We start from the raw sequence: 13,727 nt of genomic DNA on the forward strand, positions 1-13,727 counted from the left end.
GTGCCGCGCATTATACAATCACCATTGCAGCGATTTAGTGTCTGCAATGGGCCGATTTTTTAGTCGGTGAAGAGGTCTGGGTGACCTTTGGAGATTTCCGGCAAGGACTTCATGATCTCGCGCAGGTGCCCGCGCATGCTGTCCTCAGCATCCGGCGCATCACCCTTGGCAATCGCATCAGCGACTGCCATATGCTGCGTAATGAGGGTCGAAAGCGGTGTCGCATCCTCAAGGGAGAGATAACGCACACGGTCCATCTGAGCCTTCATATCCATCACAACGCGCCAACCGTGCCCGCAGTCAACGCCATCAGCAATTGCCTGATGGAAAGCCTCGTCGAGACGAATGAACTCCGCCGTATCATTGTGCTTTGCAGCAATCTGCTGAAGCTCGATAAGGCGCTGGAGTTCAACATCCAGTTTCGCCGTATCCATCAAAGCGGCTTTGCGAACAATAGCAACCTCAATCGCTTCACGCAGGAAGCGGGCGTTTTCTACATCGCGCTTGGAAATAAGCACAACGTAGGTTCCGCGCTGAGGGCGTATCTCTACAAGGCCAACGTCTGAGAGTTTGATGAACGCTTCACGAACCGGCTGGCGCGAAACACCAAGCTGCTTTGCAACCTCAGCTTCCGACAATGAATTGCCGGGCTTAAGGTGAAGTTGCACGATCGCCTTTTTCAGGGAGCTGTAAACTTGCGCCCCGATTGTTGCTTCTTTACTCGCTGCAAATGCAGCTGTTACCGCGTCTAGCTGGGTTTTCTTTGTCATAACACTTCTAAATATGCTACCATTCTAGTCCGGTAGCAACCTGAATATTTCCTAGGTCTTTGCTTTTCCAAGGCAACATTTGCCGCTTGGCTCGCAATCTCTTTGTTTTTCATTGGACTTACATGCCGCAAAGGAATGCTTTTTCTTTGCGCTCCAGCAAATCGACGGCGCCGTTTAAACGCCAAAAACGCCGGAGTTAGGGAGAACTCCGGCGTTTATCGGGAAGTCACACAGTGGTGACAGATAAGGGTTCTTGGGCGCCCTTAGAACAATAGATCCGGCAGGAACAGAACTGCCTGAGGAACCATTGCGAGGAACACTACGAGAGCCAAGATCGCTGCAATGAACGGAATGGACTCTTTGATGTATTCTTCAGTCGGGCACTCAAGAATGCCGCAAACAGTGAACATAGCCACACCAACCGGAGGGGTCATGCTGCCCATGGTGACGATAGTCATCATGAGAATACCGAAGTGAACCGGATCGATACCGAGCTTTGTGATTACTGGAACAAAGATCGGGGTCAGCAGAAGTACCAGAACGGTGGACTCAAGGAACATGCCGCATACTGCAAGGAAGATGAGTACGAGGAACATGATGATCGTTGGATTTTCAGAGATGCCCAGAACGAATGCGGAGAGGTTCTGTGGTACCTGTTCAAAGACGATCGCGTAGCCAAGCATTGCGGAGAGCATGATGATCAGCATGATCATGCCGATATCGCGAGCGCTTTCCTCAACGGTGCTCCAAACAGCAGCCCAAGTCAGTTCTTTGTAAACGAAGAAGCCGATTACCAGAGCGTAGACAACTGCGAATGCACCAGCTTCGGAAGGGGTGAAGATGCCCAGACGGATACCGCCGATGAGGAATACCGGGAAGAGCAGCGCCCACTTCGCGTGACCCATTTCACGCATAACTTCTTTGAACTTCGGAGGAGCTTTCAGCTCTGGCTCATAGCCACGACGTTTTGCAACAAGATATGCGGTAACCATCAGGAAGATTGCCATGAAGATGCCAGGCATAATACCGGCAAGGAACAGGCGACCGATGGAAACGTTACCAACGAAACCGTAGAGGATGAGACCAACAGACGGAGGAATGGTAGCGCAGATCAGGGAAGAGAATGCGATGGAGCAAGCGGTGTAACCCTTGGAGAAACCACGGTCGAGCATGGAAGGGCCAAGGATACGGGCCTGCATTGCGGAGTCTGCTACTGCGGAGCCGGAAATACCGCCCATCAGCGCGGAAAGGGCGATGGTAACCTGAGCAAGACCACCAGAAATCCAGCCGGTTGTTACAGTCGCAAAGCCGATAAGGCGTTTTGTAATACCGGTGGCATTCATCAGGTTACCGGCCAGAACGAAGAACGGCACGGCGAGCAGCGGGAAAGACTGCGAAGAAGAAGCAATACGCTGCACACTGATGGAAACAGGTACAAAGTCAGATGTCAGGAAGAACAGGAAACTGGCAATACCGATAGCGAATGCGACAGGCATGCCAAGCAGCATGAATGCTGCAAAGACGGTGACGATCAGGCTCATTTTGCAGCTCCTTCAGAACCGCCAAGGAATTTGCGGATAGATTCGGTGAGCTTGACGAATGAGGTTACGGAGAGAAGTGCGCAGCCAACTGGAACGGCAGCAGTAACCCAAGCATAGCTCATGTCGGTGTCGCTAAGGCGACGCTCTTTGTTCATCAGGGTCAGATCAGTGCCGTAGTAGACCAGCGCCAGAAGAAACGCGATGATGATGATGTAGCTAAGAACTTCGATCAGGTTCTGAACCTTTACAGGGAACTTCTTGACCAGGAAGTCTACACCAATGTGCTGGTTGTAACGCATGGCCTGATTGGAGCCGAGGAAACAAACCCAAACGAACAGCAGCTGAGCAATATCAACCGACCAGATGATCGGATAACCGACCCAACGAGCAAGAGAAGCTACGAACACCAAGCCCACGCATGCGGTAAGCAGGGTCTTAAGTGCCAGCACTTCGAGTTTATAATAATAGTCCAACATGAGATTTATCCATTTTGGATGGGGGGAATGCGCGGGATTGTGGGCTCTCCGCGCATTCGATATCAGGTAGAACGCAGAGCCTTATTCGGCGATTACAGCGCGTACCTGGTCACGCAGCTCAGTCAGACCAAGCTTCTCGTAAACAACTTCAGTTGCCTGCTTGAATTCGGTGTTATCGATCTCAACGATCTTCATGCCGGATTCTTTGTTCATTTTCGCTTCGTACTCGAGAAGGCTTTCTTCAACGAGGTTGGATGCGTAGTCACCAGCTTCAAGAGCTGCGTCCTGTACAGCAACTTTGTATTCAGCTGGCAGCTGGTTGAACCAGAGTTCGCCGGTTACAAGGCCGGTGATCAGGAAGAACTGACCGGTTTTGGTGTAGTGGGTACCAACTTCGTGCAGCTTGGAACCGTAAACAGCTGGAGCCTGTGCTTCTGCTGCATCGATTACGCGCTGCTGGATTGCGGTGTACACTTCAGTCCAGCCCATTGGGGTTGGAGTTGCACCCATCGCGCGGATGGTTTCCATGAATACCGGTGCACCGATGGTGCGAAGACGAACGCCGGAAAGGTCAGCCGGGGAGTTGATTTCCTTGTTGGTGATCAGGTGACGGGTGCCCTGATACCAGTTGAAGGAAAGAATGCGGTGACCGGATGCGTTTGCCAGCTTGTCAGCCCACTGGTCGAACATTTCGGAAGTCACGACTTTGCGCATCTGGGTGAAGTTGTCCACGATGTATGGTGCGGACAAGATTGCCAGTTCTGGTGCAAATTCGGAAAGACGGCCGCCGTCTACAACAACGCCAACGTTTGCGCCTGCACGAGCCTGTTCGAGAATGTCTTCGTCAGAGCCGAGCTGGGAACCTGGGAAAACGCGAACGGACACATCACCGTCGGTCTTTTCTTCAACCAGTTCTTTAAAGCGCTCAAGGCCTTTGAAGACAGGATCGTCTGGGGTGAGAGATGAGTTCATGTTGAGCTGATAGCTAGCTGCCATACCAATAGAGGTGGACAGTGCGAGTGCTGCGACAGAGCCAGCGAGCGTCTTGAACACGGATTTCATGGTGCTTCCTCCAAAAAACATCGAAATGCGTTACGTCATTAGGACAGACCCCCAAATTGAAGCCTAAGAAACGTCCGTTGCGTCACATCTCGAGAACACACCAGTTAATTACCATACTAGTCTGATTTAGGAAGTTCGGCTATTTACGTATGCGACGGTTTTAGCAATTCAGGCTCGAATTGAATGCCAACCTATCGCAACGTAATACCCTGCACTCTTATCTCATGTGTATCGAGGCTTAGTCGCAAAAGAGTTGTTTGTTATTCTTTTGGATCTGCGGAAGAGACTTTAGAATTTCCCTAAGGTGAATTTCCATATGTCCTTGTGCCGCATGGGCGTTACCAACTTCAATTACGTCAACTATGACCTTGTGCTGTTCGATCAATGCAGAAATTGGCGTAGCCTCATCAAGGGAAAGATAGCGAACGCGGTCCATCTGCGCCTTCATATCCATCACCAAGCGCCAGCCCAGATCACACTCAATCCCTTCAGCAATCGTGCTATGGAAAAGCTCATCCAGACGCAAAAACTCCGCATTATCCTCATGTTTCCATGCAAGTTCCTGCAAAGCGACGATTTTGCGCAGCTCCTTGATGAGAGCTTCCGGCTGCAGCTCTGCTGCCTTACGCACAAGCGCAACCTCGATGGCTTCACGCATGAAACGGACATTTTCCACATCCTTGCGTGAAATCATTCTTACGTAGGTGCCGCGCTGTGGCCGAATGTCCAACAGCCCTACTTCTGCAAGTTTTATGAAGGCTTCACGTACAGGCTGACGAGAAACGCCGAACATTTTGGCCACATCTGCCTCAGAGAGCTCATATCCCGGTGACAAGATAAGTTGAACAATCGCCCGCTTAAGCGTCGCATAGATCCGTGAGCCAACAGTCCCCATCGCCTGCTCGGCAAAAATATTTTTGATTAGTTCTAGCTTCTCACGATTTTCCATATTGACAACCGACTACCATTCTAGTCTACTGGGGCCATGACGCACTCCAGTATCTCCTACCAAAACCCACTGGGCCGAAGCCAAGCTAACAGCACCGCTTAAAGGCAACAGATCGGATTTGATAGTCCTGCGATGCTGACGAGACGATAGATCGCGCCAACCAGTTTTTGTTAAGAAGAAAGATGAACTCATGAGAGCCACGTGGAGATGGTTTGGTCCCCGTGACCTGTGCACCATGGCCGATATCCGGCACGTCGAAGCAAAAGGCATTGTGACGGCCCTGCACCACATTCCAGATGGAGTGCTGGTAACGCCAGAAGAAATCGCCAAACGTCAGCAGGAAGTGCGTTTCCTGCCAGATGGCACTCCGACTGGTCTTGAATGGGAAATCATCGAGAGCCTTCCGGTTTCTGAAGACATCAAACAGCAGTCCGGCGACTGGCGTGCGCACATTGCAAACTACAAGCAGAGCTTGGAAAACCTTGCTGCAGCTGGCATCAAGACCGTTTGCTATAACTTCATGCCGATCCTCGACTGGACCCGCACCGACCTGCACTACCGCCTGCCAACCGGCGCGACCTGCATGCGTTTCGACATCTATGACTTTGCAGCTTACGACCTGCACATTCTAGAACGTAAAGGCGCAGAAGAAGACTATAGCGAAGAAGTTCGCGAAGAAGCTGCAAAGCGCTTTGCTCTTCTTGATGATGCAGCAAAAGAAAAGCTTGCTGGCAGTATCATGTGCGGTCTTCCAGGTGCAAAGAAGCAGGAAGTTTCTGACGTTCTTGGTGCACTGGGTCTTTACAAGGACATCGACGAAGACAAGCTGCGCGCAAACTTCATCGACTTCCTGTCCGAAGTTATTCCGGTTGCAGAACGCCTTGGCATGAAGATGGGTTGCCATCCGGATGATCCCCCATTCCCGCTGCTGGGTCTGCCACGCATTTCTTCTACCGAAGAGCACTTCAAGAAGCTGCTCGACGCTGTAGACAGCCCTGCAAACGGCATCTCCCTGTGCTCTGGCTCCATGGGCGTGCGCTTGGACAACGACCTTCCGGGCATGCTGGACCGTCTCGGCGACCGCGTTCACTTCCTGCACATCCGCAACGTTGTGAGCGAGAACCCGGCACCTGCTGGTGAGCCTGCACGTCTTGGTAACTTCTATGAGTCCGAACACCTCATCGGCAACACCGATCTGGTTGCACTCATTGCTGCTACCCTGCGTGAAGAAAAACGCCGCCGCGACGCTGGTCGTGAGGACTGGGAACTGCCGTTCCGTCCTGACCACGGCCTCGACATTCTTGATGACATTGGTCGCGGTACCCAGCCGGGTTACCCAACCATTGGCCGCATGAAGGGTCTGGCTGAAATGAACGGCATTATTGCTGCTCTTACCCATCAGACCTTCGGCAAGATCGCCTAACAATCCTCCCAATCTCCTGATCTTGCAAAAGACGGCCCGGCGACCCATACGCCGGGCCGTTTGCATTTGGGGACTATTTCCAATAGAAGGCTGCACGACTATTTTTTGCGTCAGCCGGGCAGAACCGGCCCAGCACCGGAATCCTCAAATGACCGATATTAACGACGAAGCACTCGCTGAAGCCTATAACCGTGCCTTGTCCCTCGAAAAAGCAGGCAAACGGGAAGAAGCTGCGGAAGCTTATCAGGAAGTTCTGAAGCTGGACCCTGAGGACCACGGCGGCGCGGCTGTTCGCCTTGCCAGCATGGGCTTTGGCGCAACGCCTGACAAAGCACCAGATGCTTATGTCAGCACTCTTTTTGATCAGCATGCAGACGTGTTCGACAATGTTCTCGTAGATCAGCTTGGTTACTCCGTGCCTGTGATGGTGGCTGACCGCCTGAGCAAACTGTATGACCGCTCTTTCAAGTCTCTGCTGGATCTGGGTTGCGGCACTGGCCTAACCGGTGAAGCCCTGTTTGACATGGTTGAACACAAAACCGGCGTTGATCTTTCCGAAGGCATGCTGGAAATCGCTGATGAAAAAGACGTCTACGAAGACCTCTATCTCGGTGAGGTTGTCAGCTTCCTTCATAAAGAAGAGGAAGAACGCTGGGATCTGATCGTTGCGACTGATGTTCTGCCATACCTTGGCGGTCTTGAAGACTTTTTCAAAGGCGCGGCAATGAACATCGAAAAAGGTGGCGTTCTGGCATTTTCAAGCGAAACACTTCCAGAAGAAATCCTGAACGGTCGCACATACATGGTTGGCGCGTTCCAGCGTTTTGCTCATAGTGAGACCTACATTCGCGAGCTTCTGGAAAAGAACGGCTTCTCGGTCAAGGAAGTTGAGCCTATCATCGTTCGTTACGAGCAAGGTCAGCCGGTTCCGGGCCATCTGGTAATTGCCGAAAGCAATTAAAGAAGTCTGTTTTAATAGATTTTTAACAATTACCCGACTTGGCGGCATAGAAAACCAAAGGTTGTCTATGCTAAACCCACTCGTATTGGGGAACCACCCGAAGTGAACGGCATCAAAATTGCCTTTCGGGTGGTTTGAAAACTGGTGGGGAAATAGATGGCGGCCAGATCATTAAAGGTCCTTGTAAACGGCCATGGTGTTACTGCCAAACAGGGTGAGCTTCTAATAGAAGCCATCAATCGCTCCTCCATTTCCCTAAGCTGTGATTGCTCTGGAGGCCTTGGCGAAACCTGCCGCGTGCGTATCGATAAAGGCAGTGTTGAGGACCATGGCACCGCCATTCGCAACAGCGCACTTGCCTGCACAGCAACCCTCACAGAAGACTTGGAAGTTTTTGTCGAGCCTGCCCCCAAGCCGGAGCAGATGAAAGGGCATCTTGTCTCCTCTGCCCCATCTGGTGAGAACCATCTGGAGCTGAAGGTGGCGTTTACAAAATCGCCTTCATGGGTTCCCGGTCAGTACTTCAGGCTCTCAATGCGCGGGCAAGACCCTGTAAACCTGTTTCCAAGCTTCTCCTTAAACGGTGCCGCTGAGCTAAGCTGCCTGTTTTTCCATATCGATACCGCCCAGCATGCGGGCCTTTTTGCTCATCTTGCTAAGAAGAAGAAAGACTCGCTTCCTGTTTCTGTCGAAGGCCCCTTTGGGACTTCCTTCCTAAGAAGGGAGGAAGAGCGGCTCTTTGTGATTTGTGAAGCAGAATCCTTTGCGCCAGCTTGGGCGATGGCCGTTGCTTCCACGATGGGCCAGCCTCGGCGGGCAAAGCAGGTAATTATCGTAAGCTACGGAGAGGTTTCACACCCTGTGAATGCCATGCATAGCTGGCTGAACAAGCGCAGAACCGCTGCTGACATTCTCTCGACAACAGAGACCTCTTTGCTTGAAGACCTGCGCCTGAGCTTGCGAGACCTCAACGAGTTTGACGTTGTACACGCCTGCGGTTCTCCATCATTCCTTCAAGCCGTGGCACAAGTAGTGGAACCAAGCGCAGCTCAGTTCCATCCCGTTCCAACCTCTGGCATGCAGACCGCTGTTACAGAAGACGCTTAACCTATCCGAACTTTCTAACTGAGCTCGTGGCCGGATTTTGCCCCGCCAACATGGATAGAGCTTTACGACCATAGGCAGGTTTGCCGAAATAGTACCCCTGCCCGACCTTACAGCCCATTTGTTCCAGCACGATTGCGGTGTGCTCGTCCTCGATGCCTTCGGCTACCGGTACAAGGCCAAGGCGGCGCGCTAGCTCAATAATCGCGGTTACGATGGAAATCGCCTCTTCATCTTCGAACATGGTGCTGATGAAGCGCCGATCTATCTTCAAATTATCGAAAGGCACCCGTCGCAGCGAACTGAGCGACGAATACCCAGTGCCGAAATCATCCATGGATATCTGAACGCCCAAGTCCTTCAGATTATGGAGGCGCATGTGCACCTCGTCATTTTCTTCCAGCACCGCGCTTTCCGTTATCTCAAGATCGATCCGCTCTGCTGCCAGCCCTGTTTCCTCAATGATCTCGATAAGAGCGTCTTCCAGTTCTCCCGTTCGAAGCTGCTTGGGAGAAACATTCACAGCCACTCTTACATCTTCAGGCCAATCCAGTGCATTGCGGCAAGCTTCCTTCAATATCCATACGCCAAGCTCGCCCATCAGCCCTATTTCCTCAGCCACCGGAATGAACTCTACCGGAGGAATAAAGCCACGCTCGTCATGCTCCCAGCGCATAAGCGCTTCAAAACCGATGATGCGACGTGTCACCAAGTCGACCTGCGGCTGATAGTGAACCGAGAGTTCGTTGTTTCGCAGAGCGTTAGGCAGATCGTTGATCAGGCTTTGGCGATAGGCTGCCTGATGGGCCAACGCCTCGTGGAAGAAGCGCAGCGTGTTGCGCCCGTCATTGCGCGCGTCACTCAAAGCCAGATCAGCCTGACGCATCAAAATTGAGGCGCTGCGAATATCATTGGCGACCGGCGCAACACCAAAGCTGGCCGATATTATGAGGCGCTTTTTGCGGATTGGGACGGGTTCATCAAACAACGACAAAAGCATCAGCGCAAAATCACCCAGAGCGTCGGCATCCAGATTTGGCGGCGCGATCATAGCAAAGGATCCACCATCCAACCGCGCCAGATAGAAAGAAGAAGGCAGAGCGTTGCGCATAAGTCCGGCGACTTCTGCCAAAAGCTCGTTGCCGATATCATAGCCAAGCGAGTCATTGATGAGCTTGAACTCATCAAGCGACATAATAAAAATGCCACTGGGTCTGCCAAAGCTTTGGCGCCGCTTTAAACGAGCGGCGAGCTCATCCAGAAAGCGCGTACGGTTCGGAAGACCTGTAACGCGGTCTGTGCGCGTTGGTGCGGTGTCGTCCGCTATGAGCGTTTTTCTGCGCTGCCAAACCTGCCAGAGATAGAACCCCAGCGCGATGAGAAGAAGAACAATCGCTATGGCTATCGTCACCTCCTCCCCCTTCGCAGGCGTTGGGGTTATATATTCAGTCTGGCCAACCTGAGCGCCGACCTCCCGAATTGCTCCGAGCTTTACCGCAGCACACACAACGAGAGAAGTTGCGCCGACATGGCAGTAGTGCAGCGCCCCATCCTTCAGCACCAAATGCCGAGGCGGTGTAGCGCCCGATGCGCTTGTTGGTGAAGGCGACGCAGCTACCAACTGACCCGATGGATGATAAAGCGCGCCAAGAACGCCTGACGCACCACCATTCAGAATTTTCGTCAGGCTGGCAGACTGCACAGGTAGAAGCGCAACCATGCTGCCGTTTTCAAACCCGACTGCACCACCCAGAGGCGTTACCATCATCTGGTAGAGCGCTCCGGCTTCCAATCCGGCCGCGTTAGGCGGCGCATTGTCTGCACTGAGAAAGAATGCCTCACCAAGCTCAAAAGCACGCGGATCATCAACTAGCTGCTCAAGCCATGGCTCGATTTCTTGAAGGCCAACAGTGGGCAGCGAACTGACTTCCAGATCACCCGCCTCATCCAAGATAAAGACTTCACCCAGCTCATGCTGAGCTGACGCACTACGAAGAATTCTATGAACCCGCTCGTTGCTTCCAAACCAGTTCGCGATACCAAGGTCTCGCCGTGCCGCTAGTTGCTCGACATTTTCTTCGAACCTATCAAGACGCCCCTGTAACTCGCTTGCTACTCGCTCTGCCTGCTTTGGCAGACGCACCTCCAAAGGCGGAGAAGCTTTAGGCATCGCGACAAGCTTCTCACTGTTGCTGAGCGTATCTGCGAAAACCGGAGAAGCTGAAAGCTCTGGCGAGCCGAAAAGGCTGCCAGCCAGCAAAACAGAAAAGCTCCAGTTCAGGAAAGGTCGAATAGTACGCGCCATAAACCCCAAGCACCACACAGTCGCAGGGCCTTACGCAATACTCTTGCTATGAGTGCTCAGGCCCGCTTTTGGTTTGTTACTGCACAACCATACGAAGTAACCCTGAGTTTTCGCTTTAAACTTACCTAAAAATGCAAGGGCACTTGGTTACCAACCCTTAGGACCCATAGGCGCTGATCTGGAACACATAGAACGGCGGGTATGCTCTTCACATCTGCCATTAACATTAACAGCAGGCCTTAGAATTACATTCCGAAACGGAATTTATAGTGCAACGCAACAATAGCCATCAATAGATCGAAACATTTCGTTACAATATAAGTATTTACACAAACCGCAGCGCAATAGTTCCGCCAACTTATCCGTTTTTATTTTATGCATATAATTTTGCCGCATGATGAACTTTCATTCTAATCATATTTGCAAATGTATTAGTCCCTTCGACTAGCAGCCTTTAGTCGTATTGCGATTCAAAAACCTTGATGACTATTCTTTCCCTAGCGTGAGGTGCCGCAGAGTATCTTTCCTCTTACGGTTAACTTTGCGGCGTGTTTGGGAGGAAACACGTTCCTACGCGCTCAACGGGCAAATATTGGCCTTCCTGGGAGGAGATTAATGAGCGATTTTGGCAAGACAATTAGCAGACGTTCCCTACTAAAAACTGGTGCCGCAACTGGCCTGGTTCTGGCAACGCCTACAATTTTCACCAGTCAGTCTTGGGCGCAGAGCGCATTCCTGAACGACCCTGCCAAGTCCGGCAAGTTGGTTCTGGGCTTCAACGTGCCGCAAACTGGCCCATATGCTGACGAAGGCGCTGACGAACTGCGCGCGTACATGCTGGCAGTTGAGCACCTGAACGGCGAAGGCGATGGCGGCATGCTGAACACCTTCAGCTCCAAGGCGCTTCAGGGTACCGGTATTCTTGGAAACAAGGTTCAGTACGTAACCGGTGATACGCAGACCAAGTCCGACGCAGCACGCGCCTCCGCGAAATCCATGATCGAAAAAGACGGTGCGATCATGATCACCGGCGGTTCGTCCTCCGGCGTGGCTGTGGCTGTGCAGGCTCTGTGTCAGGAAGCTGGCGTTATCTTCATGGCGGGTCTTACCCACTCAAACGACACCACAGGTAAAGACAAGCGCGCGAACGGCTTCCGTCACTTCTTCAACTCCTACATGTCCGGCGCAGCGCTGGCACCAGTGTTGAAGAACGCTTATGGCGATGACCGTAAAGCCTACCACCTGACCGCAGACTACAACTGGGGTTACACCACTGAAGAAGCGATCAAGTCCGCGACCGAGGACATGGGTTGGGAAACAGTAGAGACCGTGAAAACGCCTCTGGCTGCCACCGACTTCTCCGCTTACATCACCCCTGTTCTGCAGTCCGATGCTGACGTTCTGGTTCTCAACCACTACGGCGGCAACATGGTGAACTCACTCACCAACGCAGTTCAGTTCGGCCTGCGTGACCGCATCGTCAACGGCAAGAACTTCGAAATCGTCGTTCCTCTGTACTCCCGCCTCATGGCAAAGGGTGCAGGCGCCAACGTTAAGGGCATCTTCGGTTCCACTAACTGGCACTGGTCCCTGTCTGACGAAGGCTCCAAGGCATTCGTTAAGTCCTTCGGTACCAAGTACGGCTTCCCACCATCTCAGGCAGCGCACACCACCTACGTGCAGACCCTGCTTTATGCAGATGCTGTTGAGCGTGCGAAGAGCTTCAACCCTTGTGCGGTTGTTGAAGCGCTTGAGGACTACGAGTTCGACGGTCTGGGCAACGGCAAGACCCTCTATCGCGGCGCTGACCACCAGTGCTTCAAAGACGTTCTTGTTGTGCGCGGTAAAGAAAACCCGAGCTCCGAGTTCGATCTGCTTGAGATCGTAGAGATCACCCCAGTGGGTCAGGTCACTTACGATCCGAACCACCCGCAGTTCGCCGGTGGTGCGCTGGGAACCTGTAACCCAGGCGCATAAGAGCTTTTCAAGCTTTCTAGACAATCAATCCGGCTCCCTCACCATACGCGAGGGAGCCGGACCATTCATTCTTCTTCGCGCAGAGGCGGAGAGGAAACCCTGAAACACGACTAATGGTCGGACTGATGGACGCTATATTCCTGCAAATTTTAAATGGTCTCGATAAAGGCTCGGCCTATGCGCTTATCGCATTGGGCTTGACGCTGATCTTCGGGACATTGGGTGTGGTCAACTTTGCCCACGGCGCCCTTTTTATGCTCGGGGCCTTTTGTGCCGTTACGCTCAACGGCATTTTATCCCTTTCCTACACTACCATTGACCCCAGCCGCACAGATTTTCTCGGCAAGCCGCTCAAGGTCCAGACCCCTTATGTCGAGGCATGGTTCGGTCCGGAGATTGGCGCTACTATTATTCAGTGGTCCGTGCCGCTTTCCATCTTGTTTGCAATACCCATCATGGTGGCCGTTGGCCTCATCATGGAACGGGGCTTGATCAAACACTTTTACAAGCGTCCACATGCCGACCAGATCCTTGTGACCTTTGGTCTGGCTATCGTCCTGCAGGAAATTATCAAATATTTCTTCGGCGCGAACCCAATTCCGACACCGGCACCGCCAGCCTTTGCAGGCAGCTTTGATTTTGGCGCGTGGCTTGGCTTTGCCCCAGGTTCCATCATCTATCCGTACTGGCGTTTGGTTTACTTTGCCTTTGCTATCGGCATTATCGGTGTGGTCTTTGCCTTCCTGCGTTACACCACCTTCGGCATGGTGGTGCGTGCAGGTATGGCAGATCGCGAAACGGTCGGCTTCCTCGGCATCAATATCGATCGCCGCTTCACCATTATGTTCGCCATCGCGGCGGTTGTGGCTGGTCTTGCTGGCGTAATGTACGCGCCTATCAACTCCCCTAACTACCACATGGGAATGGACTTTCTGGTCCTCAGCTTCGTTGTGGTTGTTGTGGGTGGTATGGGCTCGCTCGCTGGCGCTGTTCTGGCAGGCTTCCTGCTTGGCATTCTTGAAAGCTTCGCCTCCATGGCGCAGGTCGTCGCGCTTCTTCCCGGCATCAACCAGATCATCATCTATCTGGTGGCCATCATTGTGCTGCTCACGCGGCCTCGCGGTCTCATGGGCCGCAAAGGTGTGATGGAGGACTAACC

General features: G+C 52.6%; 11 protein-coding genes. 5 read left to right on the forward strand and 6 right to left on the reverse strand.

Translation table 11 applies throughout. From position 1 onward, the window contains the following. Positions 1 to 59: 59 nt before the first annotated feature. The 5 genes from E1162_RS10515 to E1162_RS10535 form a co-directional block, all read right to left on the reverse strand. The gene (locus tag E1162_RS10515; protein WP_155130474.1) at positions 60 to 770 is read right to left on the reverse strand and encodes a GntR family transcriptional regulator; all 711 of its coding nucleotides are present in this window, start codon (positions 768 to 770) and stop codon (positions 60 to 62) included. Positions 771 to 1,033: 263 nt separating this feature from the next. Then, a complete protein-coding gene (locus E1162_RS10520) occupies positions 1,034 to 2,311 on the reverse strand; it encodes a TRAP transporter large permease (RefSeq protein ID WP_155130476.1) in 1,278 nt (425 codons plus the stop codon). Next, positions 2,308 to 2,787, reverse strand: a complete 480-nt coding sequence (locus E1162_RS10525; protein WP_155130478.1) for a TRAP transporter small permease — start codon at positions 2,785 to 2,787, stop codon at positions 2,308 to 2,310. Before E1162_RS10525 ends, E1162_RS10520 begins: the two co-directional genes overlap by 4 nt. Positions 2,788 to 2,868: 81 nt before the next feature. Next, on the reverse strand, positions 2,869 to 3,849 hold the full coding sequence (locus E1162_RS10530; protein WP_155130480.1) for a C4-dicarboxylate TRAP transporter substrate-binding protein: 981 nt from the start codon (positions 3,847 to 3,849) through the stop codon (positions 2,869 to 2,871). A 238-nt stretch (positions 3,850 to 4,087) separates the two neighbouring features. Continuing rightward, positions 4,088 to 4,798 carry a GntR family transcriptional regulator gene (locus tag E1162_RS10535; RefSeq protein WP_155130483.1) on the reverse strand — a complete coding sequence of 237 codons (711 nt, stop codon included), beginning with the start codon at positions 4,796 to 4,798 and terminating at the stop codon, positions 4,088 to 4,090. A gap of 190 nt (positions 4,799 to 4,988) precedes the next feature. On the opposite strand from E1162_RS10535, the gene uxuA reads away from it, so the two are divergent. The 3 genes from uxuA to E1162_RS10550 all read left to right on the forward strand — a co-directional run bounded on the left by uxuA (position 4,989) and on the right by E1162_RS10550 (position 8,289). Further along, positions 4,989 to 6,221 (forward strand): mannonate dehydratase, encoded by a 1,233-nt coding sequence (gene uxuA, locus E1162_RS10540; protein ID WP_155130485.1) that lies wholly within the window; start codon positions 4,989 to 4,991, stop codon positions 6,219 to 6,221. Positions 6,222 to 6,369: 148 nt separating this feature from the next. Further along, positions 6,370 to 7,182 (forward strand): class I SAM-dependent methyltransferase, encoded by an 813-nt coding sequence (locus tag E1162_RS10545; RefSeq protein ID WP_155130487.1) that lies wholly within the window; start codon positions 6,370 to 6,372, stop codon positions 7,180 to 7,182. A gap of 156 nt (positions 7,183 to 7,338) precedes the next feature. Then, a complete protein-coding gene (locus E1162_RS10550; protein WP_155130488.1) occupies positions 7,339 to 8,289 on the forward strand; it encodes a 2Fe-2S iron-sulfur cluster-binding protein in 951 nt (316 codons plus the stop codon). Between the two features lies 1 nt (position 8,290). On the opposite strand, the gene E1162_RS10555 is transcribed toward E1162_RS10550, so the two are convergent. Continuing rightward, positions 8,291 to 10,591 (reverse strand): putative bifunctional diguanylate cyclase/phosphodiesterase, encoded by a 2,301-nt coding sequence (locus tag E1162_RS10555; protein ID WP_155130490.1) that lies wholly within the window; start codon positions 10,589 to 10,591, stop codon positions 8,291 to 8,293. Between the two features lie 615 nt (positions 10,592 to 11,206). On the opposite strand from E1162_RS10555, the gene E1162_RS10560 reads away from it, so the two are divergent. Next, entirely contained in the window at positions 11,207 to 12,568 is a 1,362-nt protein-coding gene (locus tag E1162_RS10560) for a substrate-binding protein (RefSeq protein WP_155130492.1), read from the forward strand. 125 nt (positions 12,569 to 12,693) lie between these two features. Then, a complete protein-coding gene (locus E1162_RS10565; protein WP_155130941.1) occupies positions 12,694 to 13,725 on the forward strand; it encodes a branched-chain amino acid ABC transporter permease in 1,032 nt (343 codons plus the stop codon). Positions 13,726 to 13,727: the final 2 nt, after the last annotated feature.

The organism is Pseudovibrio flavus, assembly GCF_009711345.1.
GTDB classification, from domain to species: Bacteria; Pseudomonadota; Alphaproteobacteria; order Rhizobiales; family Stappiaceae; genus Pseudovibrio; species Pseudovibrio flavus.